General features: G+C 60.0%; 26 protein-coding genes. 14 read left to right on the top strand and 12 right to left on the bottom strand.

The features are described 5' to 3' along the window. Positions 1-86: 86 nt before the first annotated feature. A complete protein-coding gene (locus OSC37_RS15755; protein ID WP_267162387.1) occupies positions 87-1,142 on the top strand; it encodes a mechanosensitive ion channel family protein in 1,056 nt (351 codons plus the stop codon). Positions 1,143-1,145: 3 nt separating this feature from the next. Here the strand turns inward: OSC37_RS15755 and OSC37_RS15750 are convergent, their stop codons facing one another. Then, entirely contained in the window at positions 1,146-1,553 is a 408-nt protein-coding gene (locus OSC37_RS15750; RefSeq protein ID WP_267162386.1) for a universal stress protein, read from the bottom strand. Positions 1,554-1,676: 123 nt separating this feature from the next. Here OSC37_RS15750 and ligA point away from each other — a divergent pair, with 123 nt between their 5' ends. Further along, positions 1,677-3,335, top strand: a complete 1,659-nt coding sequence (gene ligA, locus OSC37_RS15745) for an ATP-dependent DNA ligase LigA (protein ID WP_267162385.1) — start codon at positions 1,677-1,679, stop codon at positions 3,333-3,335. A 7-nt stretch (positions 3,336-3,342) separates the two neighbouring features. Here ligA and OSC37_RS15740 read toward each other — a convergent pair whose 3' ends face one another. Further along, positions 3,343-4,527 (bottom strand): halocyanin domain-containing protein, encoded by a 1,185-nt coding sequence (locus OSC37_RS15740; RefSeq protein WP_267162384.1) that lies wholly within the window; start codon positions 4,525-4,527, stop codon positions 3,343-3,345. A 130-nt stretch (positions 4,528-4,657) separates the two neighbouring features. On the opposite strand from OSC37_RS15740, the gene OSC37_RS15735 reads away from it, so the two are divergent. The 5 genes from OSC37_RS15735 (at position 4,658) to OSC37_RS15715 (ending at position 9,573) form a co-directional block, all read left to right on the top strand. Next, complete coding sequence (locus OSC37_RS15735) at positions 4,658-5,113, top strand: DUF7992 family protein (RefSeq protein WP_267162383.1); 456 nt, start codon at positions 4,658-4,660, stop codon at positions 5,111-5,113. A 47-nt stretch (positions 5,114-5,160) separates the two neighbouring features. Continuing rightward, entirely contained in the window at positions 5,161-5,481 is a 321-nt protein-coding gene (locus OSC37_RS15730) for a transcription factor S (protein ID WP_267162382.1), read from the top strand. Between the two features lie 3 nt (positions 5,482-5,484). Then, complete coding sequence (locus OSC37_RS15725) at positions 5,485-6,099, top strand: DUF6517 family protein (RefSeq protein WP_267162381.1); 615 nt, start codon at positions 5,485-5,487, stop codon at positions 6,097-6,099. 39 nt (positions 6,100-6,138) lie between these two features. Further along, entirely contained in the window at positions 6,139-7,515 is a 1,377-nt protein-coding gene (locus OSC37_RS15720) for a bifunctional metallophosphatase/5'-nucleotidase (protein WP_267162380.1), read from the top strand. Between the two features lie 372 nt (positions 7,516-7,887). Beyond that, positions 7,888-9,573, top strand: coding sequence for a sensor histidine kinase (locus OSC37_RS15715; RefSeq protein WP_267162379.1), 1,686 nt, complete (start codon positions 7,888-7,890; stop codon positions 9,571-9,573). A 561-nt stretch (positions 9,574-10,134) separates the two neighbouring features. On the opposite strand, the gene OSC37_RS15710 is transcribed toward OSC37_RS15715, so the two are convergent. From OSC37_RS15710 to OSC37_RS15700, 3 genes are all read right to left on the bottom strand, one after another. Continuing rightward, on the bottom strand, positions 10,135-10,860 hold the full coding sequence (locus OSC37_RS15710; RefSeq protein ID WP_267162378.1) for a tRNA (adenine-N1)-methyltransferase: 726 nt from the start codon (positions 10,858-10,860) through the stop codon (positions 10,135-10,137). Next, positions 10,857-11,228 carry a nascent polypeptide-associated complex protein gene (locus OSC37_RS15705; protein ID WP_267162377.1) on the bottom strand — a complete coding sequence of 124 codons (372 nt, stop codon included), beginning with the start codon at positions 11,226-11,228 and terminating at the stop codon, positions 10,857-10,859. The genes OSC37_RS15710 and OSC37_RS15705 overlap by 4 nt, the downstream gene beginning before the upstream one ends. Before the next feature lie 150 nt (positions 11,229-11,378). Further along, positions 11,379-11,675 carry a DUF6432 family protein gene (locus OSC37_RS15700; RefSeq protein ID WP_267162376.1) on the bottom strand — a complete coding sequence of 99 codons (297 nt, stop codon included), beginning with the start codon at positions 11,673-11,675 and terminating at the stop codon, positions 11,379-11,381. Positions 11,676-11,761: 86 nt separating this feature from the next. On the opposite strand from OSC37_RS15700, the gene OSC37_RS15695 reads away from it, so the two are divergent. Both OSC37_RS15695 and OSC37_RS15690 read left to right on the top strand, forming a co-directional pair. Then, positions 11,762-12,481 carry a DUF7093 family protein gene (locus tag OSC37_RS15695; protein ID WP_267162375.1) on the top strand — a complete coding sequence of 240 codons (720 nt, stop codon included), beginning with the start codon at positions 11,762-11,764 and terminating at the stop codon, positions 12,479-12,481. A gap of 45 nt (positions 12,482-12,526) precedes the next feature. Next, positions 12,527-12,919, top strand: a complete 393-nt coding sequence (locus OSC37_RS15690) for a DUF5611 family protein (RefSeq protein ID WP_267162374.1) — start codon at positions 12,527-12,529, stop codon at positions 12,917-12,919. 6 nt (positions 12,920-12,925) lie between these two features. On the opposite strand, the gene OSC37_RS15685 is transcribed toward OSC37_RS15690, so the two are convergent. Then, on the bottom strand, positions 12,926-13,282 hold the full coding sequence (locus tag OSC37_RS15685) for a cell division protein SepF (protein ID WP_267162373.1): 357 nt from the start codon (positions 13,280-13,282) through the stop codon (positions 12,926-12,928). A gap of 277 nt (positions 13,283-13,559) precedes the next feature. On the opposite strand from OSC37_RS15685, the gene OSC37_RS15680 reads away from it, so the two are divergent. Further along, complete coding sequence (locus tag OSC37_RS15680; protein ID WP_267162372.1) at positions 13,560-14,816, top strand: RNA-guided endonuclease InsQ/TnpB family protein; 1,257 nt, start codon at positions 13,560-13,562, stop codon at positions 14,814-14,816. A 303-nt stretch (positions 14,817-15,119) separates the two neighbouring features. Here the strand turns inward: OSC37_RS15680 and OSC37_RS15675 are convergent, their stop codons facing one another. From OSC37_RS15675 to OSC37_RS15665, 3 genes are all read right to left on the bottom strand, one after another. Continuing rightward, positions 15,120-15,881: a GIDE domain-containing protein gene (locus tag OSC37_RS15675; protein ID WP_267162371.1), complete on the bottom strand. Its 762-nt coding sequence runs from the start codon at positions 15,879-15,881 to the stop codon at positions 15,120-15,122. Positions 15,882-16,332: 451 nt separating this feature from the next. Beyond that, positions 16,333-16,812, bottom strand: a complete 480-nt coding sequence (locus OSC37_RS15670; protein ID WP_267162370.1) for an RNA-binding protein — start codon at positions 16,810-16,812, stop codon at positions 16,333-16,335. A gap of 81 nt (positions 16,813-16,893) precedes the next feature. Further along, positions 16,894-17,376 carry a redoxin domain-containing protein gene (locus OSC37_RS15665; protein ID WP_267162369.1) on the bottom strand — a complete coding sequence of 161 codons (483 nt, stop codon included), beginning with the start codon at positions 17,374-17,376 and terminating at the stop codon, positions 16,894-16,896. A 203-nt stretch (positions 17,377-17,579) separates the two neighbouring features. Between OSC37_RS15665 and OSC37_RS15660 the strand changes: the two genes are divergently transcribed. Further along, positions 17,580-17,900 (top strand): Sec-independent protein translocase subunit TatA/TatB, encoded by a 321-nt coding sequence (locus tag OSC37_RS15660; protein ID WP_267162368.1) that lies wholly within the window; start codon positions 17,580-17,582, stop codon positions 17,898-17,900. 41 nt (positions 17,901-17,941) lie between these two features. On the opposite strand, the gene OSC37_RS15655 is transcribed toward OSC37_RS15660, so the two are convergent. Together OSC37_RS15655 and dacZ are read right to left on the bottom strand one after the other, a co-directional pair. After that, entirely contained in the window at positions 17,942-18,730 is a 789-nt protein-coding gene (locus tag OSC37_RS15655; RefSeq protein ID WP_267162367.1) for a mechanosensitive ion channel domain-containing protein, read from the bottom strand. Then, positions 18,731-19,543 (bottom strand): diadenylate cyclase DacZ, encoded by an 813-nt coding sequence (gene dacZ, locus OSC37_RS15650; RefSeq protein WP_267162366.1) that lies wholly within the window; start codon positions 19,541-19,543, stop codon positions 18,731-18,733. It abuts the gene before it with no gap. Between the two features lie 181 nt (positions 19,544-19,724). Here dacZ and OSC37_RS15645 point away from each other — a divergent pair, with 181 nt between their 5' ends. The 3 genes from OSC37_RS15645 to OSC37_RS15635 all read left to right on the top strand — a co-directional run bounded on the left by OSC37_RS15645 (position 19,725) and on the right by OSC37_RS15635 (position 22,594). Next, positions 19,725-20,861 carry an inorganic phosphate transporter gene (locus OSC37_RS15645; RefSeq protein ID WP_382186999.1) on the top strand — a complete coding sequence of 379 codons (1,137 nt, stop codon included), beginning with the start codon at positions 19,725-19,727 and terminating at the stop codon, positions 20,859-20,861. Between the two features lie 99 nt (positions 20,862-20,960). After that, positions 20,961-22,019 carry a two-component system sensor histidine kinase NtrB gene (locus OSC37_RS15640; RefSeq protein ID WP_267162364.1) on the top strand — a complete coding sequence of 353 codons (1,059 nt, stop codon included), beginning with the start codon at positions 20,961-20,963 and terminating at the stop codon, positions 22,017-22,019. Then, positions 22,016-22,594, top strand: a complete 579-nt coding sequence (locus OSC37_RS15635) for a response regulator (RefSeq protein ID WP_267162363.1) — start codon at positions 22,016-22,018, stop codon at positions 22,592-22,594. The genes OSC37_RS15640 and OSC37_RS15635 overlap by 4 nt, the downstream gene beginning before the upstream one ends. 3 nt (positions 22,595-22,597) lie before the next feature. Here the strand turns inward: OSC37_RS15635 and OSC37_RS15630 are convergent, their stop codons facing one another. Further along, complete coding sequence (locus OSC37_RS15630) at positions 22,598-25,231, bottom strand: PAS domain S-box protein (protein ID WP_267162362.1); 2,634 nt, start codon at positions 25,229-25,231, stop codon at positions 22,598-22,600. Between the last annotated feature and the right edge of the window lie 5 nt (positions 25,232-25,236).

Below are 25,236 nucleotides of genomic sequence, written 5' to 3'. Positions count from 1 at the left end.
GAAGTACCGTACCTCGCGGCCCCTCTTGAACGGCTCGCTTGCGGCCGGGTCGCAACGCTTTTTTCATAACCGAGAGAGGGGCCGACATGCACTCGCTACTTCGGGCAACCCTCTTATCTCAGGCCAACGACACCGCGATTGGCGGCGAATCCGGCGTCACGCGGCCGGGTATTATCCCAGACGGCGTCCCGATATGGGTACTCGAAGTGGGCTATACCGTAGTCGTCTTGATGCTTGCGTCGCTGGTCGCGCGTCTGCTCGTCCACCTGTTCAGTCGTCGGATTGCCCAGCACTTCGAGCGCCCCAGCCTCACCCGTGTTTCGCTTGCAGCCATCCGCGTCGGCGTCTATATCTTTGCCCTGCTCACGATTCTCCGTATCTTCGGGCTCGACCTCGGAAACATCGCACTCTCTGTCACGGTCTTCTCTGCTGTCCTTGGTGTCGTCCTCGCACCAATCGTCGGCAGCATTATCAGCGGCGTCTTCCTGCTGGCCGACCAGCCCTACGAGATAGGCGACATGGTAGAGCTGACCGACCAGGGGACCCGTGGCTACATCGAGGACATCACGCTCCGCTACACGAAGATATTCACGCTCGACAATACGTTTCTCGTGGTTCCAAACGGCGAGATGCGGTCGCGTGACGTTGTCAACTACTCCGCCGAAGATACCCGTGTCCGGCTTACTCTCGACGTGCTGTTGACGTACGAAAGCGAGCTCGCGACCGCCCGAGAGAAGATACAACAGAGCGCACGAGCAGTCGACGGCGTCCTCTCGGGAGGGCCTGGAATCCGCATCGGCTCTGCGCGCTATCCAGCCTCGCCACAGTGTCTTATCGCGGATTTCGCCGACGATGGTATTCTGTTGCGCCTCCGTTACTGGGTCCAGGAGCCGTACCGGATTCCGGCGATACGGTCCGAGGTGAGCGCGAACATCTGGGATGCATTCGAGGGCGAAGCAGTCGAAATCGCGTACCCCCACTCACATCTGGTCTTCGACGAGACCAGCGGTGAACTCCAGCTATCGACAGAGAACACCACCGCGAGCGAGGAGAGCCCAGACGTCTCCTCGCGGTACGACACCGGGGAGACGCCCCCGGCTGAGGAGACTGGACCGACAGACGAACACGCCGGCGCAGAGTAAGGCCTATGCGTCGGCAGTGACAGTGACCACGCGACAATCGAGGCGACCGCGCAGGAACTGTTCGATATCCGGGTCGTCGGCGAGGCGACGAATCATCTTGCGCCACCGGCCGACCTGTTTCTTGCCGATGACGACTACGTCGGCCTCCTCGGCGGCGATTTCTTCGAGAATCGACTCCTCGACCAACAGGCCGCTACGAATCGTATAGCGGGCGTTGTCGAGGGCTCCAAAGGCCGATTCGACGGCATCTTTCAGCTCTCTGCGGGTCACCTGTCGGTTGTTCTGGTAGAGGTTGACGTGAAGGACCGAGAGCGCGGCGTCTTCTTCCTCTGCAATCTCGATAGCACGGGCGAGTGTGGCCCTAGAGTGGTCGCTCAGCGGATATCTGACCGGGACGACGACCTGTTTCATCGGGAGGCGATTCGCCCCTTAGCCACCTGAGCGTTTCCACTCGTGACTGCGCTTGCCGCTGGCGGGTGAGTCTTTCCCATTCGTAACCGTCGAGGTTTTTTCGGGCCCACAACAACATCGGCTATGGAGTTCGCCGAGTTCGCCGACCACATCGCAGATATCGAATCACTCGACAGCGATATCGAACGCTGTGAGCGCGTCGCCGACCTGCTTGCAGTCGCCGGTGACGACCTCGGGACGGTCGTGCGGTTCCTGCTGGGACGCGTCTTTCCGGCCCACCGGTCGACCACGCTCGATATCGGGCCGCGGCGCTGTTACGAGGCTCTCGCACGGGCTGGCGGCACCAACGTCAGCGGCGACGACGTGGAGGCACGCGTGGCGACAGAGGGCGATATCGGCCGCGTGGCCGCAGACCTCGATCTCGGCGGCCAGCAGGGCCTGGCTGCGTTCGGGGCCGGCGACCGGAACGCACTCACTGTTTCAGAAGTCGACGACCGTCTCGAAACGCTCGCAGAGACGGCAGGAGAAGGCAGCGAGCAGACGAAAGGCGATATTCTCTTCGACCTGTTCAACCGGGCCGACTCGCTCGGGGCCAAATATCTCGCGCGCCTCGTCCTCGAAGAGATGCGTATCGGCGTCGGCGAAGGGACAATTCGAGACGCCACCGCGAACGCGTTCGACGTGCCAATCGAGACCGTCGAGGCGGCACTGCAAGTCTCGAACGACTACGGACTCGTCGCCGAGACAGCCCGTGAGAGTGGGACAGACGGACTCTCCGAGATACGTCTGGTGGTCGGCCGGCCGGTCCAGGCCATGCTCGCACAGACCGGCACAGTCAACGACGCAATCGACAACTGGGGTGCGGTCGTCGTCGAGCGCAAATACGACGGCGCACGCGTTCAGGCCCACTACGACGGGGAGACCGTCCGGCTGTACTCCCGGAACATGGAGGACGTGACCGAGCCGCTGCCCGAGGTTGTCGACGGCGTCGAGGACAGTCTGAGTGCTCCCGCTATTCTCGACGGCGAGGTCGTGGCTGTCGACGACGGCGACCCCCTTCCGTTTCAGGAGGTCCTCCGACGATTTCGCCGGAAACACGACGTTGCCAGGGCGCGCGAGAACGTCGAGGTGCGACTCCACGCATTCGACTGTCTCCACGCCGACGGCACCGACCTCCTCGAACAGCCCCTGGTCGAGCGCCACGACCGACTGACTGAACTGGTCGACCCCGGAGACGGCGTCGAACTCTCCGACCCCGTTGTGAGTGAGGATCCCGACGAAGTGGCCGAAATCGAGGCCGAGGCACTGGCTGCCGGCCACGAGGGAATCATGCTCAAAAACCCCGAGTCGGCATACACACCGGGGAAGCGAGGGCAGAACTGGTTGAAGCGGAAACCGGACGTCGAGACACTGGACTGCGTGGTGACTGGTGCCGAGTGGGGAGAAGGGCGGCGCGCCGAACTGCTCGGAACCTTCGAGCTGTCAGTGCGAGACGGCGATGGTCACGCGACCGTCGGGAAGGTCGCAACCGGTATCACCGACGCCGAGTTGGAAGCGTTAACCGAGCGTCTGACCGAGTACATCCGGGCAGAGGATGGGGCCGAGGTCGATATTGAGCCGGCTGTCGTCTTCGAGGTCGGCTACGAAGAGATACAGGAGTCGACGACGTACTCGGCGGGGTACGCGCTTCGATTCCCTCGCTTTCTCGGCGTCCGCGAGGACAAGGACCCGGCGGACGCAGACTCACTGGAACGCCTCGAATCACTCGCGGACTCGCAGTAGCGGACTGCTATTCGACGACGACGGCACCCTTCTGTCCGAGCGCCTCGTGTGGCTCGCAGTGATACAGGTAGGTGCCGGATTCCTCGAAGGTGTGGCTAAAGGTATCGTCTGCCTCGTTCTGGAGGTTGCTTTCGAACTCGCCGTCGGCCTCAACGACGTTGTGTCCGACCTCGCCGACCCACTCCCAGACAACCTCGGTGCCGGCGTCGACGCGAATTGCAGGCGGGTCAAAGACGTAGACCTGCTCGTAGTCGCCGACCTCGCCGACCGTGACGGTGGCCTGCTGCTCGCCGGTGAAATCTACGACCGTTCCGTCGTAGTTGTCGGTCTCAGAGAGGTGGTCGTCGACAGGCGACTCGCCGGTGGATTCGCTGTTGCTTGCGCCAGCAGAGGACTGGAGTGTGGTCGAGTACTCACCGTCGTCCCAGACGATTGACAGGCTGTACTCGTCTTCGACGGCGAGCGTGACCGCGTCGCCAGCGGAGACAGTGCCGTCAACCTCAATTTCCTCGGAGAGTTCGTGCCACGCGCCAGTGTCAGCGATGCCCTCGCCGCGGATGAACAGTTCGTCTGCAGGGACGCTGTCGCCGCTAGCGTGTGTGACGGTGAACGTGTCACTTTCCCAGTCCGTGTCGAACTCGATACTGGGTGCATGTTCCTGTCCCACTCGGATGAAATCAGACAGTCGCCACTCGCCATCGGCTGCCGTCAGCTCGAACTTGCTCATCAGAGCTTCCTCTGCGTCCGGGAACAACAGCGACAACTCGACAGACGCACCGTCACCGGTTCGTCCGGAGCCGCTGATGTTCGTGATTTCCGGGGCGTTCTCGGTCAGCTGGTCGGTCTGGTCCTCTGTGACCGGGTCCAGATTGCCCGATTCCGCGATGAGGCTGTTGAACGTCTCGATGTCACCATCCTGCCAGGCTGCAACGAACGTTTTGACGACATCGACTGGGTCGGAATCTGCTTGCTCCCGGGCGGTGTCATCCTCCTGGCTCTCGCCTGCCTCGCCGCTCTCGGTCGGCTCCTCGGTTGGGTTCGGCGTCGGAGACGGTTCGGGCGTCGGAGACGGTTCGGGCGTCGAACCGTCACCCTGCCCGTCAGTCGAGCCGTCGTCAGAGTCGCCGACACAGCCTGCGACTGCCAGTGCACCGGCCGTGCCGGTCCAGCGAAGCATCGTGCGTCGTTTCATAGCTGTCTGTTGTCGTACACGGCCCCTAATACTGCTGGTAACGTAAATCCGCACTTTAGTGTCAAGTGTCCACACGAATTGAGGCCCGGCGCACTCACACATTTATGCTCGTGGCAGTCGACTCTATCGTATGAGCCTCGACGTAGAGACCCCCGACCCCCCAGAGCTCGAACAGATGGACCCAAACGAGTACGAGGACGCCGAGGTCGTCGGCGACACCGACTACAAACGTGAGGAGCTGGAGGAGTTCCTGCGAGAAGGGGCCTGGGAGGAGGCGTTCTCACAGTGGAGCGAGCAGGCCGACCTCGACGAGGAGGCGTTCGGAATCATGCAGGACCTGGCGATGCTCGACCAGTTCGACTTCTTCTGGGACTCCTTTGCCGAGCGAGTCGGATATCACGCGCCGGGAATCCCCGAGGACTGGAAGGAACGGGATTACCACCCGGATATCGACTCCTGGGAGACTGTCTCGGGCATCAACGCCGAGATAACGGAGCTCGGCCAGTTGGTCTGTGACGTGCTCAAAGACGAGTACATCGACTGGGAGGGCGACTACGAGGCCCCAGACGACCTGCCTGATTTCTGAACGTTGAATCCAGCAATTTAACTTCGCGGGCGGGCATACCCCTGGACATGGAATTCTGTGACGAATGTGGTTCGATGATGAAGACAGAGGACGGCACGTGGGTCTGTGGAAGCTGTGGCTACGAGAAATCCCGAAACGAAGAGACAGAGGAGGGGATGGTGACGACGACCGGCCAACAAGAGAGCGAAATCGTCGACATCAGCGACGCCGAGGACCAGGGCCGTCCGACGACCACCCAGCAGTGTCCACAGTGTGACAACGACACCGCCTACTGGTACATGCAACAGATTCGTGCCGCAGACGAGAGCGAGACCCGGTTTTTCGTCTGTACCGAGTGCGAACACAAGTGGCGTGAAGACGATCACTGAACCGTGACCCCCGACCCAGCCCCGCCGACCGTACCGACATCGCAACTCGATGAGGGGGGCTGGGAGCGGACTGAGCTATCGACGGAGACAATCTTCTCGTTGCCGACGGTCCAGATACGAACTGCGACCGTCCAGTACGCCGATACAGCGGCCGCAGAGGCACTCACCGAGACGCGCGGCGAGGAGTTCGACGGTCTGCTCCGCTTTTTTGCAGCCTCGCGGCTCGCCTTCGACCCGCCGCTTCCGCCCGGAGTGACGCCAGCCGCAATCGGGTCGATGCTCCGGAAAGAGGCTCGTCGGACGTTCAAAAAACGCCTGCGAGAGCGCGGGCTCGTCGACATCGAGCGCGACGGGTCCCAGCGCCTCCGCGTCGGCAACCGACGGCGAGCACAGGTGACGAAATTCGCCGCCGCGATGCCGTTGTCCGATGGTCGGCTCCCGCTTGCCTGCTGGGTTGCCCCCTGGACGACCAGCGACGACGCACTCATCGTCACGGGCGGTCACCCCCAGGTCGGCCTCGCCGAGTTCTTCGGATTGGAGACAGACGACCCGCGACTCACCCGGTCGCCTTCGGCCTATCGGGAGGAGTTTTTCTCGCTGCTCCGGGGCGTCGAGTAGAATCGGTACGTTGATTCCTCGGCCTCCTTGAGGACAGATATGAGCGTCCGTCTTCTCCACTATTCTGACCTGGAGACCGCCCTTGACGAACCCGAGCAGTGTGGTGCCCTCGCGGGAACCATCGAAGCCCTCCGCGACGAGGAGACCGTGGTCGTGGGCAGCGGCGACAACACAGCCCCTGGTGCCCTCTCGCTCGAAACACGCGGTCGTATCGCGCTCTCGTTTTTCGCGCTGGTCGAACCCGACGCCGACACGTTCGGCAACCACGATTTCGATTTCGGGGGCGACAGAGCCCGCGAACTCGCCGGCGACGCCCCACAGGAGTGGCTCTGTGCGAACGCAACGGTCGACGGCGAGCGGTTCGCTGACACGGAGACCGAGCCAAGGACACTCGTCGAGGCCGGCTCCGAACGAGTCGGCATCGTCGGCGTTGCCCACCCGAAAACCGCCGTGATGAATCCAGCGGCCGAGGGAGTCTCCTTCGAGGACCCCGTCCCGGACGTCCGGGCGGAGGTAAAACGACTCCGCGAGGATGGGGCAGACTACGTGGTCGTCATCTCACACTGTGGCCGAATCGACGAGCGAATCGCGGCCGAAACCGATGTCGACGCGGTCGTCGGCGGCCACGTCCACGACGTTCACGAGGCCGTCGTTGCGGGCACCGCCGTCGTCCGTCCCGGACGGGCCGGGCGATACGTCTCGGAAGTCGTCCTCGGCGAGGAGACACAGACCGCTGTTCATCAGGTCGACGACGGGCACGTCGACCAGGACGTGGTCGAGTTGCTCCGCGAGAAACACCGCGAGTACGGACTCGACGACGTTGTCACGACCGTCGAGACGCCGATTCCCCGGACCGAAGAGGCAGTGACAACTGCCGGGAGCACCGTCGGGAGTCTCATTACCGACGCGCTCCGGTGGAAAACGGGCGCGGACGTGGCGCTCAGCCCGCCGGGCGGCATCCGCTCCGGTGACCCGCTGGTCGGCGACGTGACCGTGTCTGATGTCGTCAGTCTCTCGCCGTACGAAGACAAACTCGCGCTCGTCGAGCTGTCCGGGGAGCGACTCCGCGAGGCGTTCGTGGCGGTCCCCTTTGGCTATCACGAGGACGGCCAGCCCGACCGCCACTGCTCGCACGTCAGCGGGGCGACCCTCGTCTGGGACGACCAGGCCGGAGAGCTGGTCGAGGCGACGGTCGACGGCGAGCCGATAGACCCAGAACAGACCTACACGCTCGCGGCCGACGACTACGTCATCGATACCGACCACGTCAACGACGCCTTCGACGAGGACGACGTCGTCGAGCGGTACGGCCTCGGACGGGACGCAATCGTCGAATACGCTAGGGAAGTCGGCTTCGACGGCGACACGGAACGGCGCGTCGAGCGGCCGCGGCTGAACGCGCCGCCAGAACAGTAGAATGATTCGTGGCTCTTACCTAATTTGGCGAAACAATTATTCGGGATATGAGATGGGCCAATACTGGCTGCTGAATATAGAAGATCAATACAGCAGTTGGCCACATTTGTTCTTGACTCTTAATCACAAATCACCTACTCAAACAGCCTGCAAACTGACCTCTATTTCGACGAGATCTCGGGAATCACTCGCTCAGCGGTATATAGACTAAATGGAAAGCAGTGGCTGTTTTTCCACAGAAATGACACAATCAAAATAGACGATTGAGAGCGGCGCTGACAGCCATTCGGTTTTCGTGACCACACAAGAGTGTCTGATACCGACAACCACAGACTTCTTACTGGTTTAGCATCAATCTGTGTGACAGGCTACATGGTTTCCGAGCGGCTCCTGCTCACAGCTGTATTCATGCTGGGGGGCGTCGTGCCGCTTCCGCTGCTGAAACCAGCGCTGGCCAACCGCGAGAAGCCGGGGTCGACAGGGTTCATCTTCGTGCTCCTAGGTATCAGCGCGTGGTCATTCGCTGACGCGGGACTGACCTACGCGACTACCCTGGGACCGGCACAGATCGCGTTCGCACTCAGGATGGCAGGACCGCTCATCGCAGCCTCGGGGTTTTTCATTCTCGTCGCAGAGTACACCGGCGTCCTCGAGCCGACACGAGTACTGCTAAGGAGCGTGCTGGCGCTGGCGGTCGCTATCCAGATACTAATCTGGACGAATCCGCTGCACAACCTCGTATATGGCCCCGAAGTTTCACTCACTGCCGAGACGATACGCTTCGAGAAGATGGGTCCGGTTTGGGTCCTTAACACCATCGTCTCCCACGGGTTCAATGTCCTGGCTTTCCTGCTTGGTAGTCGCGAAGTTGTCCAGTCCAGCGAGATACGCCGCCAACAGATGATTGCTGTGCTGGGGGCCGCGATTCCGCCGCTGGCGCTGAACGTACTTTCGCAGTTTTGGGTATCGCTGTCCTTCGACCCGACGGTACTCGGATTCGTTGTGACGGCGTTTATTATGGCCGGCGCGCTATACGGCGGGAACTTTCTGGACATTGTGCCCGTCGGCCGCAAGCAGGCCATCGAAACCATGGGTGACCCCGTTGTCATGGTGGATAACGAGAGGCGTATCGTGGACAGTAACCCCGCAGCGCGGTCTCTCGTTGACGAACACGGTAACTGGCAGGGAAAGCCCGCGGCGGATTTTTTCGCGCCCTTTACCGAACAGTTCGAGCGCTTCTCTGACGCCGAGGACGTGACAGCAGAAATCAGCGTCACGAGCGACGGTCAAAAGCGTCACTTCGACCTCGACATTTCGCCGATTCGTAGCCCACAAGGACAGGTCCGTGGTCGTGTCGTCGTCCTCAGAGAGATTACGGCCATCAAAAAGCGAGAGAGCGAACTCGATTTGATGCGGCAGGTTCAGTCGCGAGTTCTGCGTCACAACATCAGCAACGAAATGCAAACTATTAGAGGTATCAACGAGATGCTGGCCAACGAGTTGACCGGTCGAAAAGGCGAACTCGCCGAAAAAACCGTCAGGGCCAGCGATGCGCTTATCCAGACCAGTGAAAAGGCACGCACCGTCGAACGCCTGCTGGAGCGAGAGCGGTCACCAATCTCAGTAGATCTCGCCGCAGTCGTCCGGGATACCGTCAAAACCTACCGCTTGCAGAATCCCGAAGTCGCGTTCACCGTGGATGTGCCTGCGGAGTGCGTCGTCAAAACCATCCCGGCAATCGAGACCGTTGTGGACAATCTCGTGGAGAACGCCACGATTCATAACGACGACCCGTCCCCTGAAGTGACGGTGACGTTAACAAAGCGACCCGCGCCCGTACTGGTCGTCAGAGACAACGGCCCTGGCATCCCAGCCCACGAGCTGGACGTGCTCTTGAGTGGCGAGGAGACACAGTTGTCTCACGGCAGTGGCATGGGGCTGTGGGTCGTCCAGTGGGTTGTTGACCAGGCTGGCGGCACCATCAAGTACGACAGCGGCAAGGCTGGCACATCGGTCACCGTCAGGTTCGACCAGTACGAAGCAGGTAGCCAGAAGTGAGGCATCAAGCGACTCGACTTGTGCGGAACGCACGCCCCCGGTTCGAAGGCTCTGGTGAACCGCTGGACGCGTGATTAGTGTGCACCATGTCACCGCTTATTCGTCATTATACTGCTCCTTGTAGGTATTGTTGGCTCTGTGGAATTGTTTTAGTGAGTTTGGTTGTGACTGCAGTCGAAGACAGGGGTGATTCGAGAATACTGTTGTTTAGTCTGCTGCAAATGGCTCAAATGCTCTTTGACTGAACCAGAGATAGACTTCTGTACACCAGTTATCTATTGGATATGAACCCCAAACGGCTCTGTTCAGTGGACCACGTACAATAACTGTCACCCTCACCCTCGCTGAACAGTTACTCATCAAAGAGCTTCTTGTCGGGGTAAGACACAGTGGGGTTCTTACCTCTGACTACAATCTGTTGGGCATCTCGTCTAAACTGAGCAATCGGGAGACCCAGATCAGAACTGCCTGTGGGTGCAAGACTCGCGCATTGTATCTTGCACTGGCCGACCAGCCAATTTCCCGACAGATTCCGCTGTTTCATTGAGTTCGGTAAGAGCCTTATTCGTTTCGCGCGAACGTGAGATAGCCGGTGTGTCCAACGCCGGCAGTCGAGGGGCGCGAACCACGGTCATCGAAGTCCATCCGCCGTTGAATCGTCTCGAAGGTCCGGATATCCGAAAGTCCTGCCTCGCGAGCGGTGTCGACGACAGCTCTGGTATCCTCGACGAACGGTGAGTAGACAGCGACAAATCCGCCGGGGACGAGCAGGTCGGGCGCGTGTGCGACGACCGCGTCCGCGTCGGCGGTGTCGAGTGTCACCACGTCGAAGCCAGAGCCGTCGAGGTTGTCGGTCACGTCGCCGGCCTGAACGTCCACCCGGTCAGCGATACCGGCCAGTTCCATGTTCTCGCGGGCGACCTCGGCGAAGTCGGGGTTGCTCTCGTAGGTCGTGACCTCGGCACCCGCGCGTGCCATCGCGCTCGCGAGTACACCCGTGCCGGTGCCGGCATCGAGCACGCGGTCTCCCTCAGCGATACCGGTATGTCCGACGATGAGGCCCACGTCGCGGGGCATCATCGGTGCACCAGTCCGTTCGAAGTGGTTGAACAGGTCGGGACCGCGGAGTTTGCGCGCCGTGAACGCCGTCCCGAGATGCGTCTCGACGGTCTCGCCGGGCGAGACATCCTCTGGAACTTCCAGCACGCCGAGGTCAGATTCCAGCGTCTCGCCGGGGGAAAGCAGATACTCTCGGTCCTCGTAGACGAACAGCAGCGGGTCGCTCATTCGAGCCGCGAGACAGCGGCCGCCAGGTCGCCGTCGGTGGCTTCCAGTGCCTCACGAGCCGCGTCCTCGCTTGTGCCGGTACGCTGAGCGACGAGTTCGATATCGTCCTGTGGGATGCCCTCCTCCTCCTCGTCGGTCGCCGAGTCACTCGTTTCGCCCGGCTCTCGTCGCTCGGGTTCACCGACGATGTTGTATGTCTCCTGACCCTGGGCGTCCATGCGCTGGACGTCGGCGTCGGTAAAGACGAGTTCCTCCTCGGAGGTCCGAATGATGACCTCCTCGGCGTCGAGTTCGTCGATATCGATACCCATCTGTTTCATCATCTGTTGCATCTTGCTCGGGTCGAGACCGCCTCCGCCTCCAAACATACCTCGGACTTCTCGCCAGGGAGACAAAAGCGCTACGTATCTCATACTGGTGGCTGTACTTACGTAACAACCGTCTTCGGCGAACGTCTGTGTGACAGGCTGTCCGGATCTCACGACGGGTGGCTGGTGAGATGGTTACAGCCACCAGTATCAGAAGGGGAACCAGTCGCGGATTCTATCGAAGGCATCTGTCTCTGTCTCCTCGCTGGTGCCGTTGGTCAGCACGCGCTCCTGTGGGACAACTACGGTTTGTCCGCGCTCCTGTTCGATCCGTATCAGGTCGTCGCGTTTGAGCCGTGACAGCGCGGTCTCGATGGTGTCGATATCCTCCTCAACGGCGGCCCGGAGTTCGAAGACAGTCAGGCCATCTTCGGGGCGCTCTGCGAGGGTGCCCAGCACCGCGACATCTGTCTCCTCTCGGTCGCGGTACTCCGGCTTGAGCATCATTGTACGGGAGTACGGGAGGATACCTCTTATAAGTTCGACTCGCACAAACAGTACGCTTATGTGGGACACGCGGGGAACTCTTGGCAATGGGTTACAAGTGCGCGATACTCGGCCACAAATTTGGTGACGCCGAGGTCGAACGCGACCGACAGGAGGACGGCAACGAGGTCATCATCACCGTCCGGGAGGTAGAGACGTGTACTCGGTGTGGTGAGTCCCGTACCGTTTCGGAGAACAAGGAGGTGACGACCCTGGAGACAGCGGCGGACATCGTCGGCGACGAGCTCGACGAGTCCGGAGACGACTCCACAGCGGACGACGTCCGAGAGCCAGCGCAGTCGGCCTCTTCTGGGCCGACCGAAGAGGTAGCGATTCCGGACACCGAGGCGACAGTGTCGGGCGCAGGGTCAGTCACAACAGACGAGGTCGTCGACTCCACGGAGGACGACGCAGTTATTCTCGACGACGAGGACGAAGACGAGGAAGCTGAGGACGAGCGCCAGCGTGACCCGGGCGAATGGCCCGAGGAGTCGACAGACGGCGACGACGAGTCGCCAGACGATGTCTCCTGGCCCGAACCCGAGGCCGAGGACGACAGAGAGGAGTGGGAGATGTCGACTGAAATCGACCCCCAGCCTGAAGATGGTGCCCCCAGGAGCATCGAGAGCGATACACTCACTGTTCCGGAAGGTACGTTCATCTGTCCGGAGTGTGAGTTCTCGACACCCGTGGAGTCGTCATCGCTACGCGAGGGCGATTTCTGTCCGGAGTGTCACATGGCCACGCTCGACCACCAGACCGACTAATCTGCTCCGATAGAGGTAAAAACATCGCCGAGTAACCCTTCGTTCATGCGCGAATACAAGATGCGACGGGGAGAGTATCTAGAAGACCGAGTCGAGGATATGCAGGAGTTTGTCGAGGACTACTTCGGCGATGTGACCACCACCGAGGACTACAAGGACAGTGACCTGCTGGTCGTTGAAGACCCCAAAAATCCGGTTTTCAAGCGTGTCACGGCCGGTACCGTGGCCTATTCGGGCAAGAAAGACAAGATCGCGCTCGACATCGAGGAGCGGCCGGCCGAGGACGTTATCGAGGAAGGGCACTTCGACGCCGCAGAGGATGCCGTCGCGGTCAAAAACAACTTTCTGGAGGCCGCGACGGGACGAGACGCCAAAGCGCGTCGCGACTCGATGAAACGCGACGTGGAAGACGACGAGACACCGGACAACGTCGCGTAAGCGGCGTCAGTGGTCGATTCGTTCGCGGCTGATACGAACGCCCGACGGGGTGATGATCAGCTGGTCGTCGTCTTTCTGGACGATATCGCCGCCGACCTCGTTGACGACCTGTTTGAGTTCGTCGGTGATGTGTTCCATCGTCCTGTCTTTGGTGCTGTGACGAGTGATATCGGCGAGGACGATGTTGCCGTCGTAGACCTCGTCTTTGATATCGATGACATCGGTCTTCTCGCCGATGTTTGCGATGCGGATCTCCGTGTCGGGGTTTGTGTCCTCGACTGCCAGACCGTCGGCCGAAAGCTCGACATAGTCTTCGGTCTGTCGCGAGGAACCCTCCCCGAATATCTTGCTCATGAGCCCCATACACTGTGACCGTACCCCCGAGTGCTTAGGCTTTACGTCAGACACGACGCCAGTGTTTAGCGTAGAGTGTCGGCTAGCGACAGCGTGTCATAGAATACATCCCACACGCTGGTCGGTCTGGTTATAGGTTGAACAGGCGCAATACCACGGCGTTCACGCCGTGGATACGCGCCGTCACTCAGTGACATGTTCCACCGATACCGACAGAGCTGGATATTCCACGACAATCATGAATTTTAATATCCTATAATACATAACTAGTTATGAACACAGCACGATGCTGGAGACGACCCGTACCTATGTCGCACGCATCACGAACCACAGTCAGGTCCGTGACGACCTCAACCAGTGCGGGTTCTCCGCATCCAAACTGTGGAATGTCGGACGCTACTACATCCAAGGCCGGTGGGACGACGACAGCGAGATACCCGACGAAGCCGAGTTGAAATCGGAACTAAAAGACCACGAACGCTACAGTGACCTGCATTCTCAGTCAAGTCAGCGAGTTCTCGAAGAACTTGCTGAAGCGTTCAACGGCTGGTACAATTCCAACGACGGCAACAACCCACCTGGCTATCGGAAACATGGCGACCGACACCCACGCTCCACCGTGACATGGAAGCAGAAGGGCATCAAACACGATGACAAGCACAGCCAACTTCGCCTCTCGAAAGGTTGGAATCTGAAAGACGGACGGTCGGACTTCATCCTCGCAGAGTACGAAACCCGACCCGACGTACAAGTGGAGAACATCCAGCAGGTGCGTGCCGTCTGGAACGGTGAGGAATGGGCATTCCACCTCGTCTGTAAGAAAGAGATTCCAGTTGATGATGCGCCCGGTGACAACACAGCGGGAATCGACCTCGGCATCAGCAACTACCTCGCAATTGATTACGAAGACGGCCCTTCGGAGCTGTATCCGGGGAACGTACTGAAAGAGGACAAGCACTACTTCACCCGCGAAGAATACCAGACAGAGGGCAAAAACGGGCCGTCAAAGCGTGCGCGGAAAGCCCGCAGGAAACTCTCCCGGCGCAAAGACCACATTCTCCACACGCTCTCAAAACATATCGTACAACGGTGTGTAGTAGAAGGCGTGGAAAAGATCGTAGTTGGCGATCTTAGCGACATCCGCGAGGATGAGAACGGCGACTCGCGGGACTGGGGTACGTCGGGCAACAAGAAACTCCACGGGTGGGAGTTTGATCGGTTCACAAATCTGCTCGAATACAAGGCCGAGGAACACGGAATCCTTGTTGACCGTGTGGACGAGGAAAACACGAGTAAGACGTGTTCGTGTTGCGGGCAAATCCGAGACAGCAACCGCGTGGAGCGAGGTCTGTATGTCTGCGAGTCGTGCGAGACGACGATGAACGCAGATGTGAACGGTGCGGTAAACATCCGGCGAAAGATAACTCAGAGTCCCCCGACTGGGGATATGAGTAACGGCTGGTTGGCACAGCCCGGAGTCTTCCTGTTTGACCGCGAGAGCGGACGGTTCACACCGAGAGAACGGGAAGGCTGCAAACCCTAATATCCCAACGCTTGGGATTCCTCCGCCTTCAGGCGGAGGAGGATGTCAATTGTAAGCCGGGACAGATTCAGAAGTCCGTGCACCCGGTGCACGGAGGATATAACCATTAGAGAGGAACTGTTCTGTTTTGGATACTGAGACAGCATCATTGTAATCGGGTGTGGAACACGCGACTGCTGTGAGAACGGAGACGAGGGTCTCGGTGGCGCTGACTACGAATAGACAGACAACAGCGGACTATTCTATGACACGCTGACACTGAATAGAGAGGACAAGGCAGTCGGCCACTTGTTGCAGACCTGGCTATGCCAGAGAGGCGGTCAGCTGTAAGCCGACATCAGAAAATTCGAGTTGGCCGAGCAGCACGAGCGCCAGGAAACCACCCATTACGAGTGCAGCCAGACCCAGTATTAATGAGACGAGGCCACCGCCAATGTACCGCACGACCGTCCGGGTTTCCGTCGTATCGGAGACGGAGAACGTGTCTGTCTCACCACCGTCACCGATGTAGAATCGTCCATTGTCCGGACTGTCTCCCTGGGCGTGACGCTTCTGGCCGAAGACGTGTACGTGATCCCCAGGTGCCAGTAGTCCCTCGTACTTCTTGCTCGTCGAGGCGTCCACTGGTCCGATATCTATTTCCGAGCCTCCCGAGATCTTCTCCGTGTCAAGCGAGACGTGCGCCCCGTCTGGATCGACGGCGACACTCCCGGTCTCGTCAGTCACGTAGAACGGTTGTACCTCTGTACCGCTCTCGGTGGTTTTCCATTCCGGCCCTTCGTCGCCGGTCCGGTTATCCTCGTGCACCTGGAGTTCGTACTCGTGGGCAACCGCCGGCGTGTCGGTGTACTCCGTGGTGAGCAACTCGTCTTCGAGTTGCTCGACCTTCCCTTGAACCTCGACGACACCGTCCTCGTACTCGATGTCACCTGCATTGATTGGGTCGCTCTGCCAGATGGTCCAGCCACTCTGTAGGTACCCCAATGCCTCGTAGGTGACATACGCACCGAGGACAAGCCCGGCAAGCGCTATGATACCGATGATCGGTTGTGGGATTTCAGTCATCGTAATCACTGGTTTGTTCGGTCCGATAATTACGCATGAATAACACATCACGTATCCGTTATTTATAGTCTTTGGAGAATGCAATGCTTTCTGTATGTGGTTACAAGCTTGCTCGAGGAGTCCGTTCGGTCGATTTTTTGCGAGCGAGAAGCGCTGACGCGCCGAATCTCGCGGATCGAACGAACGACTTGCGTGTCACTCGTCCAACGATGCGAGCGTTACAAAAAGTCGAAATGTACGCGTGAGCTATCTAACGTTCAACTCAGTCGAGTTGTTGTGGCAAACAGCGGTCCTCCCGTGCTGAGTAGATGCTCTGTATCTTGCACCGGCTTTCTGATAGAATACAGAGAGGCCCCAATTCGTTGCAGTACATCTGTCCACTGTACTGACCGCTGAGAAAGCGTGCGGCAGTTCTCGTTACTATTTCTCAGATAAGCACGACCGACGCGACTCACGGGGAGAACTCGTAGAGGTCGTCACCGACGTGGTGGATGGAGTCGACGACCCGTCCCTCCTGGCCGGCCATCTCGTCGCCGTCGACCAGGGCTCTGCCGACCGCGAGGAACTTGCTGTGTGCCTCCTCGTTGATGACAACAAAATCGCCTTCCTCGATGTCCGCGTCGGCCTCAACGATGCCTGGACGCATCACGTCAGCACCGTCGGAGACGAACTGGATGGCCCCGGTGTCGACGGTGACGATGTGGCTGGTCGGCTCGTGGGCATTCGCGCCGTCGACTGTCAGGAACGGCTCGCCGTCCAGGTAGAGGACGTGTGGTTCGCCGTCGACGAGTACGACGTCCCATGTGTCGTCGGTCAACTCGACTTTCTCAACGGCCTCCGCCGAGAGGTCGACACCCAGATTTGTTGCCAGAGCCTCCTCTATCTCGCTGATCGCGTCCGAGCGAAGGTGATGTCGGGATTTAATCTCCATACCAGTGGGTCGACGGCCCGAAAAATAAACACCTCGCTCCGGCGACGCGAGAGAAAGCAAGTCAAACCTGTCTAGGGCGACTCAGTTTGCCACGGCGTCTTCGACAGCGGCTTCGACCTCGTCGTAATCGGGCTCGACGCCCGCGTTCTCGCCGACCCAGGCGTAGGTCACCGTTCCGGAGCCGTCGATGACGAAGACGGCCCGTTCGGCGATATCTTCGACACCGATGTCCGCGAAGTCGGTCGCCACATCGTAGTCGTTGACGAGGTCGCGGTTCGTGTCGCTGATCAGCCCGAAAGAGAGCCCGAGTTCGTCGCGGAACTCGTTGAGCGAGAAGGGTGTGTCGATGCTGACGCCGAACAGCGTCGCGCCGTGCTCGGTCAGAGCGTCGAGGCGGTCCTCGAACGTGCTCATTTCGTGGCTGCAGACGCTCGTGAACGCGCCCGGGAAGAAGGCGAGCACGACGGGGGCGTCGTCGAGTCGGTCCGAGAGCGTCAGGAGTTCTGTGTCGCCGTTTGCAAGCGGTGCGGTGAAATCTGGCGCATCGTCACCTGCTGAAACCATACCACCCGATTGCACCTGTCGGCTCAAGTCCGTTGTGACTCGGTGTGGCCTGAAAGCGATGAGAGGTTCAACAGGGCCCCAAACGCTCGTAAGAGCTTTCCTGTCGCCCGATAATCGGATAATTCTGCGTCTGAGACAGCGTTCTCAGTAGGCTCAACAGAGCAAAAAGACTATAATCGGCAGTAGGCAACGTGAAGGTAGAAATGGCAAGTACACTCGTACCGCTGTTCGGCCCAGTGCCCGGCGGCATGGAGATGGTCGTCATCCTACTGATCGCGGTGCTCCTGTTCGGGGCAAACAAGATTCCGAAGCTCGCCCGCTCGACCGGTCAGGCGATGGGTGAGTTCCAGAAAGGTCGCCAGCAGGTCGAGCAGGAACTCGAAGAGATGGAAGAGGCAGTCGACCCTGAAGCCGACTTCAGCGACGAAGACGACGACTACATGGACCTTGACGAAGAGCCGACGACGACGGAGACGACGACGGAGACGGTGACCGACTCGGAAACTGACGAACAGTCGAGCTAACACGACACTCTCTTTTTATCTCCGTCAGACAGCTGCCGGAGTTACTCCCGGATTCGGACGACCCCGTCCCGGAGAATCTGTTGATTGGGGAGGATGTACTCCTTGCCGTCGGCCTCGACGTGTGTGACGAACATATCCACCTCTTGGACGATCCCACGAGTCCCCTCGATGCGGACCTCGTCGCCGATGCTGTACGGTTCGTTCAACAGCAGATAGATACCGGCGGCCGCGGCCGCGAGCAGGTCTTTGAACGCAAGGCCGCCCAGGAAGACGAGGCCGAAGGCGTATGCCCCCAACAGAACGAGTAACGCCGCAGTTGCCACACCGAGCTGTGCGAGCGCGATGAGGCCCGCAATGTAGTAGATGCTGTATTTCACGAGAATCGGGATGATAGCGACCTCGGGGAGTTTGATTGACTGGAGTCGTTCTTGGACCAGCAGCTGGCCTTTCTCACCGGCGAGCAGCCCGACGATAATCGCGACCAAGGCGATAAACAGCCGTGGGAGGTAATTCGTGACGCGCGTCCAGAACAGCGCCGTATCGAAAATCTGGGCCACGTTGAACGCGAAAATAGCTGTCAGCACGTAGACGAAAACCGCCAGAATCTGGCCGAGGATACCGGCAGTCGACGTTCCCATACCCTGTGCAGTCCGCTCGAAGGAGGTGCCCTCTACTGCGTCGTTGATACCGGTCCGTTCGAACACTCTGTGGGTCCAGCGCCAGACCAGATAGGAGACGACGAGGCCGATAATTAGGATGCCGACAGCTAACGTAACGGCGGTCTCCGTCGAAAATATATCCCTGACGAGGTCAGCGGCGTTCGATGTCATCTAGTACTCCTCCGGGTCGAGTTCGAGGACGATTTCACCCGCTTTGAACGCACGGACCATCCCGTCGCTCTCGGAGAGGACGACCGCAATCGCGTTCGTGTCACGCGTGGTTCCGGCAGCGGCCATGTGTCTCGTTCCGAGGCCCTTCGGGATATCGATGCCCTCCGCATCCGGTTCGAGATAGCGGTACGCAGAGACTATCTTGCCGCCGTCGGAGATGACGAATGCACCGTCAAGCCGGGAGAACTCCTTGAGCATCACGTTGACGATAGGGTCTCCAACGTGGACGTGTGACTTCTCGAAGGGGTTGTACGAGAGCGGTCGGGATTTGTTCATCACCTTGCCGGCGTCCCCGACGACAAAGAGCGCACCGACTGGTTTGCCCTTCTGGCCTTTCTTGCCGAGTTCGATTGCCACCTCCAGCACATCCCGAACCACATCTGCGTCCGGTCGAGAGTTCGTGAACAGGTCGTAGAGTCCGGTTCTGGTGAACTCATCGGCGCGGATGCGGACGACCGTATCCAGGTCGTTCTCGTCGAATGACTGGGTGAGACAGGCAATATCGTCACCGCCGTCGACGAACTCCTTGTCGAGTGCGCCCTCCAGTCCAAACCGGATACGCTCCTCCACATCGGTGAATTCGAGTGGGAGAGAAACGTACCGTTCGGCGTCGACAGCGTTGTCGTTTGCCACGACAACCGTCGCAATATCCGCCTCCGCAAAGCGCTCGTACATCGAACTGTCCTGTGTGAACAGCAGGACAGCGGCGATGTTGTCGACGAGATCGTCGAGGAAGTCACCCAGTCCAGTCATTGTTGACTGTCCCGTTGGAACCCCCAAAGGTGTTGTGCCCTGTCTGTCCTCTGTCAGCCAAGAGTCCGTCAGACGTCAGACGGGCTCAGGGTAGGAACGGCACCTCGGTACGTTTAATTACGAGCCTCCAGTTTATCCGGCTGTGAGCGACATTCTACTCGGGCTTGGAATCCTGGTCGTCATGTTTGTGGGATACAATATCGGTGGATCGACGACCGGCCCGGCGTTTGGCCCAGCAGTCGGGGCAGACGCACTCTCGAAGGCGTCAGCTGCCGGCCTCTTTGCCGCATTTTTCTTCGTCGGTGCATTCACCATCGGCCGCCGTGTCGTCGACACACTCGGCGAGGAACTGGTCTATGCGACAACAATTTTCACGCTGCAGACGAACGTAACGGTTCTCTTCTTTATCGGCGGTGCGCTGTTTATCGGCAACAGAGCAGGGGTACCGGCCTCGACATCGATGACGGCGGTCGGCGCGATTGCCGGGCTCGCGCTGGCGGCCGGGGAACTGAACTGGACGGTGATGGGCCAGATCATGACCTGGTGGGTCGTCGCACCGATTATCGCGTTCTGGGTGTCCGGTGTCATCGGGAGGTATTTTTATGCGCGGCTCAACCGCCGTGTCGCACTCGTCCAGAGCGACGGGCCGCTGATAGAGCTCGACAGGACAGGCCCGATTCCGTGGGTTGTACCCGGCCCGAACACGACGCGTCGAGAGTTCATCGGCACCGCGACGGTTGTACTCATCGGCTGTCTGATGGCATTCTCGTCTGGAACGTCGAACATCGCAAACGCTATTGCACCGCTCGTGGGGAGCAACGACCTCGAAATAAACCGGGGAATCATCATCGGCTCTGTCGCCGTCGGTATCGGTGCGTTCACTATCGGCCGCCGGACGCTCGACACGCTTGGGAACGACCTGACGTCGCTCCCGCTGACGGCATCTATCGTCGTGGCCTCGGTCAGTGCGACCATCGTCACGTTGCTCTCGGCAATCGGCATCCCCGCGAGTTTCGTCATCATCGCGACGATGAGCATCATCGGCCTCGGCTGGGGTCGTGCCACGCGGACGACCAGAGTCAGCGACATTCCGAGCGAAGACGTGCCGGCGGCCTCTGTCGGTGCACTCACTGCTGACGAAGGTGGCGAAGAGCTCCCCTCTATCGGTGAGGAAGAAACGGAAGACATTCCGGCCGCGAGTGAGCTGTTCGACCCCTCGACGACCGCCAGGGTCGTTCTCATGCAGAATGTCGTCCCGTTTCTCGCGACCGCGGGCTCGTTTCTCACGTTCAGCTTCGTCCCGATATTCGGGCTGTGAGAGCGCTATCACGCGTCACCGGGTGGCAGGAGCCGCCGAAAGATAACATATCAGATACATGCCCGCGCCTATTAGTATCTCGATACCAATACTACGGCAATGGCATCGTCCAACTCGTCGGGTGAGCCGGGTATCTCTACCGGCGACCTCGACGCACCGATCCAGCACACCGAGTTTTTCCGGTCACTTGTCGAAAACGGGTCTGACGCGATTGTTTCCATCGACCAGAGCAGCACGATTCTCTACGCGAATCAGTCGGTCAAACGGGTCTTCGGTTACGAACCCGAGGAACTGGTCGGCGAGAAGCTCACGATGTTGATGCCCGAACGATTCCAGGCCGACCACTTCGGCGCGGTCGACGACTACCTGGAGACTGGCGAGCGTGGACTCGACTGGAACAATATCGAACTGCCGGCACAACACAAAGACGGCCACGAGGTTCCACTCTCGATTACCTTCGAGGAACACAGCTATGACGGCGAGCGCATATTCTCGGGTATCATGCGTGACATCACAGAGCGAGTCGAATACGAGAGGACACTCGAACGCCAGAACGAGCGCCTCGAAGAGTTTGCGAGTATCGTCTCACACGACCTGCGAAACCCGCTGCAGACGGCCCGAGCGACGCTCGCGGTCGCCAAGGCTGGCGACGAAGAGGCGCTCGATGAACTGGATGATATCTTCGACCGGATGGACGAACTCATCGGTGACGTGCTGTCACTCGCCAAGCAGGGACAGACCGTCGGTGAGACCGAAGAGGCCGACCTCGATACGGTTGTCAGCGAGGCCTGGGCGATTGCGAGCGTCGAAGAGGCCACCCTCCAGACCGAAGACGACCTCCCGACGGTATCGACGGACCCGGAACGCCTGAAAACGCTGTTCGAGAACCTGTTCCGGAACGCGATAGAACACGCTGGACCCGAAGTGACAGTCCGAGTCGGTCCACTTGAGGAGGCAGGATTTTTTGTCGAGGACAACGGGCCAGGATTCGGTGACGAAGACCCGGAGGAACTGTTCGAACACGGCTACAGCACCGATACGACGAACACCGGTCTCGGCTTGAGTATCGTCGACGATATCGTCCACGCCCACGGCTGGAGTGTCGAAGCGACGACAGGAGCCGAGGGTGGGGGACGGTTCGAGGTCGATATCCGATGACAACTGACGACAGCCCCGTAATTCTCGCAATCGACGACGAGCCACGGGTCGTCCAGGCCTTCGACCTCTGGCTCGACGACAGCTACGACGTGCTAACCGAGACAAGCGGCGAAGACGGGCTCGAACGGATGGACAATAGCGTCGATGTCGTCTTACTCGACCGACATATGCCGGGGCTCTCGGGCGAGGAGGTTCTCGACCGTATCAGAGCCAGCGAGTACCACTGCAAGGTCGCGCTGGTCACGGCAGTCGACCCTGACTTCGACATCGCCGACATGCCGTTTGACGACTACGTCTCGAAACCAATCGACCAGGTCGAGCTTCGAGAGGTCGTCGAGAAGCTGGTTAGCCTCGAACAGTTCGACACGCGCCTGACCGAGTTCTACAGTATCAGCCGGAAAATTGCGACGCTAGAGGCCGAAAAACCACACCAGCGTCTCGACGAGAGCGAGGAGTATGCCGCCCTCCTTGATCGACGCGATGAGCTGAAATCAGCAGGCAAAGAGCTGCTGTCGGAGCTGGATTCCGAAGAAGTGAACAAGCTCTTCGAAGCGGCAGAGCCTGCCCCGAAATAGCGGCTACTGGTCCGATACAGCAGGCAGCTCAACGGTGAAGATACTGCCGCCACTGGGCGCCTGCTCGTAGGTCAGTGTCCCGCCGTACTCGTCGAGCACGGACCGGACCAGCCAGAGTCCGAACCCGGAGCCGTGTGTCAGCTGGGTCTGCTGGTCGTTGTTGACAATCCCTGTCAGCTCTGTCTCTGGGATACCCGGCCCGTCGTCGATGACGTTGACAGCGACCTGTTCAGCGGTCGCGTCGACTGTGATCTCGACCGTCGGAGCCGTCGCCTCTGTGTGTTCGAGCGCGTTCTCGATGAGTTGCTCGAAGACGTTGTCGAGTCGCCAGTCGGCCACGACCATCTGGTCAGTGTCGGGGACCTCGATTGTCGCCTCTGGGTACTCCGAGACGACCCGGTCGAGTGACCCACTCAGATCGACCGGACCGAGGTCGGTCTCGGCCTCGATGACGGTCCGGGAGAGTTCGTTCGCTGTCTCGCTCAACTCGAGCAGCTCACTGGCCGCGCCCTCTATCTGTGTCACGTGTTTGCTGAGGTCCGAGTCCGCAAGTTCGTCAGCCAAGAGACTTGCGGTGCCGTTGATGACTGTCATCTTGTTCCGGAGGTTGTGCCGCAGGAATCGATGGAGGACGCCCAGATGACGTTCGCGGCGTTTGAGTGCGGTTATCTGACGACCCTCGGGAATGAGCAGAGATACCTCTCCGTCCTCGCTGACGACCGGCCGGACCGAGAAATCGATGATTTCGGTCCCGGTCTCGCCCTGGACGGTCACCTGTTTGCGGTAGAAGTCGCCGGACTGAGCCGTCTCGACGGCCTCGCGGGCAACCTCCCGGGCCTCGTCACTGACCTGGAACCAGTAGACGTTCCAGAGCTTGGTTCCGATGACATCCGACCGGGTGAGCCCGCCGAACTCGACGGCAGCCTTGTTCGCTTCGAGCAGTGTTCCGTCCGGGTCCATCAGTCCGGTGAACTGGTAGGTGTTGTTGAACACCGCCTCGAACCGGCGCTGCTGTTCCTTTCGCTCGGAGATGTCTCGCCCGATGCCGACGAGTCCGAGTGTCTTACCGCTCTCATCGCTCATTCGTGCGCCGGTGAACTCGTAGGGAATGCGCTCGCCGTCTTTCGTGACGAAGTCGGCCTCGACCGTCACCGGTTCGTCGTTGACGAAGACCGTCGAAATCGCCTCGGCGACGTCGGCTTTGTCCTGCGCCGCGATGAACTCAACCGGTTGCATCGACGCAATCTCCTCGTCGTCGTAGCCGGTGACCGTCGAAAACCGGTCGTTCCAGCGGAGAAACGTGCCGTGTTCGTCAAAGGCATACAGAACATCGGGGAGTGCTTCGAAGATACTCTCGGTGAAAGCCTGCTCCTCCTGGAGTTGCTGTTCGCGGCGCTTTCGGTCGGTGATATCCCTGGCGTTGATGACGATTCCCTCGATAGTCGGGTCTTCGAGCTTGTTGGTCGCCCGTGCCTCGACCCACCGAAGGTCATCCTCGGCCGTTTCGATACGGTACTCGAAGGTGTACGTCTCACCCGGATTGTCGAGGATATCTTCGAGCGTCGCCTCGACCGTGTCGCGGTCGTCGGGATGGACGTAGTCGAGCTCGGATGTGCCGAGCAAATCGTCGGTGTCGTGGCCGGTCATCTCCGTGGCCGCCGAGCTGACGAATGTGTAGTTCCACTCGTCGTCGAGCACGCTGAGCCTGTCTGAGGACTGTTCGAGCAGCGACTGGAGCTGGCGGTCGCGCCGCCGTTCCATCAGCTCCTCGCGTTCGAGCTGGTTGCTCACCCAGTTGCTGAGTAACTCGACGAAGGTCACTTCCCACTCGGAGAATCCCTCGTTTCGGGAGTCCCTGTCGTAGAAACAGAACGTGCCGTAGGGTTCCTCTCCGACTGTCACCGGAGCGCCGACGTAGGCTGTGATGCCGATGTCGGCGTTGACCGACCGCTCTGCAAGCTCGGGCGCGTCGCGCTCGACGTTTCCGAACGAGAGCGTCTGTTCCGTGGCGACGACGCGTTCACAGTTGGTCGTCTCGACGGGGAGCGTATCTCCCTCTGTGACTGTCTCGCCGTTCGGAAGCTCCACCGCGGAGACGCCGTCGGGACCGACCAGTCCCTCGATATGGTACTCGCCGTCTTCGATTCGCGACAGCGTTGCAAACTCGGTGCCGAGCGTCTCGCGGACGACCTCTAGGAGTCCGTCGATGGTCGATTCGAGCGGCGGTTCTGCGGTCGTGATGACCTCGTAGGCGCGCCGAAGCGCCCGTTCGCGCTTTTCGAGCGCGGGGGTTTCACGGCTTCGCTTGCGGCCAACGCCGACGACACAGCCGTTCCGGTCGGGCAACGAAGACAGCGATAGCTCGATGCTGTGTGGTGTTTCGCAAGCGACTGTCGCACTGACTGTTTCGTCCGAGCCCGCAAGCGTCCGGGCGACTGCCTGCTGTAGGTCGGTGCCACCGCTGTCAAACAACTCGGAGACAGAGCGTCCAACGGTGTCGCCGGATGTATCGCACAACTCCCGTGCGGCGTCGTTCAAATCGAGCAGCGTCCCCGCCCGGTCGAGAAGAAAGACAGGATCAGAAAGCGCGGCTAGTCCCGGCGGCAGTGACTCGACGGGGTCGCTTACGTCACTCATCACAT

This window comes from Halovenus salina (assembly GCF_026410925.1).
GTDB classification, from domain to species: domain Archaea; phylum Halobacteriota; class Halobacteria; order Halobacteriales; family Haloarculaceae; genus Halovenus; species Halovenus salina.
The sequence above is the reverse complement of the archived record's forward strand: the minus strand, read 5'-3'. Positions and strand labels throughout refer to the sequence as shown.

Excerpts from the sequence above, each read along its gene's own strand:
- OSC37_RS15755 (WP_267162387.1), top strand. The coding sequence starts at position 87 with ATGCACTCGCTACTTCGGGCAACCCTCTTATCTCAGGCCAACGACACC.
- OSC37_RS15750 (WP_267162386.1), bottom strand. The coding sequence starts at position 1,553 with ATGAAACAGGTCGTCGTCCCGGTCAGATATCCGCTGAGCGACCACTCT.
- ligA (WP_267162385.1), top strand. The coding sequence starts at position 1,677 with ATGGAGTTCGCCGAGTTCGCCGACCACATCGCAGATATCGAATCACTC.
- OSC37_RS15740 (WP_267162384.1), bottom strand. The coding sequence starts at position 4,527 with ATGAAACGACGCACGATGCTTCGCTGGACCGGCACGGCCGGTGCACTG.
- OSC37_RS15735 (WP_267162383.1), top strand. The coding sequence starts at position 4,658 with ATGAGCCTCGACGTAGAGACCCCCGACCCCCCAGAGCTCGAACAGATG.
- OSC37_RS15730 (WP_267162382.1), top strand. The coding sequence starts at position 5,161 with ATGGAATTCTGTGACGAATGTGGTTCGATGATGAAGACAGAGGACGGC.
- OSC37_RS15720 (WP_267162380.1), top strand. The coding sequence starts at position 6,139 with ATGAGCGTCCGTCTTCTCCACTATTCTGACCTGGAGACCGCCCTTGAC.
- OSC37_RS15715 (WP_267162379.1), top strand. The coding sequence starts at position 7,888 with ATGGTTTCCGAGCGGCTCCTGCTCACAGCTGTATTCATGCTGGGGGGC.
- OSC37_RS15710 (WP_267162378.1), bottom strand. The coding sequence starts at position 10,860 with ATGAGCGACCCGCTGCTGTTCGTCTACGAGGACCGAGAGTATCTGCTT.
- OSC37_RS15705 (WP_267162377.1), bottom strand. The coding sequence starts at position 11,228 with ATGTTTGGAGGCGGAGGCGGTCTCGACCCGAGCAAGATGCAACAGATG.
- OSC37_RS15700 (WP_267162376.1), bottom strand. The coding sequence starts at position 11,675 with ATGATGCTCAAGCCGGAGTACCGCGACCGAGAGGAGACAGATGTCGCG.
- OSC37_RS15695 (WP_267162375.1), top strand. The coding sequence starts at position 11,762 with ATGGGTTACAAGTGCGCGATACTCGGCCACAAATTTGGTGACGCCGAG.
- OSC37_RS15690 (WP_267162374.1), top strand. The coding sequence starts at position 12,527 with ATGCGCGAATACAAGATGCGACGGGGAGAGTATCTAGAAGACCGAGTC.
- OSC37_RS15685 (WP_267162373.1), bottom strand. The coding sequence starts at position 13,282 with ATGGGGCTCATGAGCAAGATATTCGGGGAGGGTTCCTCGCGACAGACC.
- OSC37_RS15680 (WP_267162372.1), top strand. The coding sequence starts at position 13,560 with ATGCTGGAGACGACCCGTACCTATGTCGCACGCATCACGAACCACAGT.
- OSC37_RS15675 (WP_267162371.1), bottom strand. The coding sequence starts at position 15,881 with ATGACTGAAATCCCACAACCGATCATCGGTATCATAGCGCTTGCCGGG.
- OSC37_RS15670 (WP_267162370.1), bottom strand. The coding sequence starts at position 16,812 with ATGGAGATTAAATCCCGACATCACCTTCGCTCGGACGCGATCAGCGAG.
- OSC37_RS15665 (WP_267162369.1), bottom strand. The coding sequence starts at position 17,376 with ATGGTTTCAGCAGGTGACGATGCGCCAGATTTCACCGCACCGCTTGCA.
- OSC37_RS15660 (WP_267162368.1), top strand. The coding sequence starts at position 17,580 with ATGGCAAGTACACTCGTACCGCTGTTCGGCCCAGTGCCCGGCGGCATG.
- OSC37_RS15655 (WP_267162367.1), bottom strand. The coding sequence starts at position 18,730 with ATGACATCGAACGCCGCTGACCTCGTCAGGGATATATTTTCGACGGAG.
- dacZ (WP_267162366.1), bottom strand. The coding sequence starts at position 19,543 with ATGACTGGACTGGGTGACTTCCTCGACGATCTCGTCGACAACATCGCC.
- OSC37_RS15645 (WP_382186999.1), top strand. The coding sequence starts at position 19,725 with ATGTTTGTGGGATACAATATCGGTGGATCGACGACCGGCCCGGCGTTT.
- OSC37_RS15640 (WP_267162364.1), top strand. The coding sequence starts at position 20,961 with ATGGCATCGTCCAACTCGTCGGGTGAGCCGGGTATCTCTACCGGCGAC.
- OSC37_RS15635 (WP_267162363.1), top strand. The coding sequence starts at position 22,016 with ATGACAACTGACGACAGCCCCGTAATTCTCGCAATCGACGACGAGCCA.
- OSC37_RS15630 (WP_267162362.1), bottom strand. The coding sequence starts at position 25,231 with ATGAGTGACGTAAGCGACCCCGTCGAGTCACTGCCGCCGGGACTAGCC.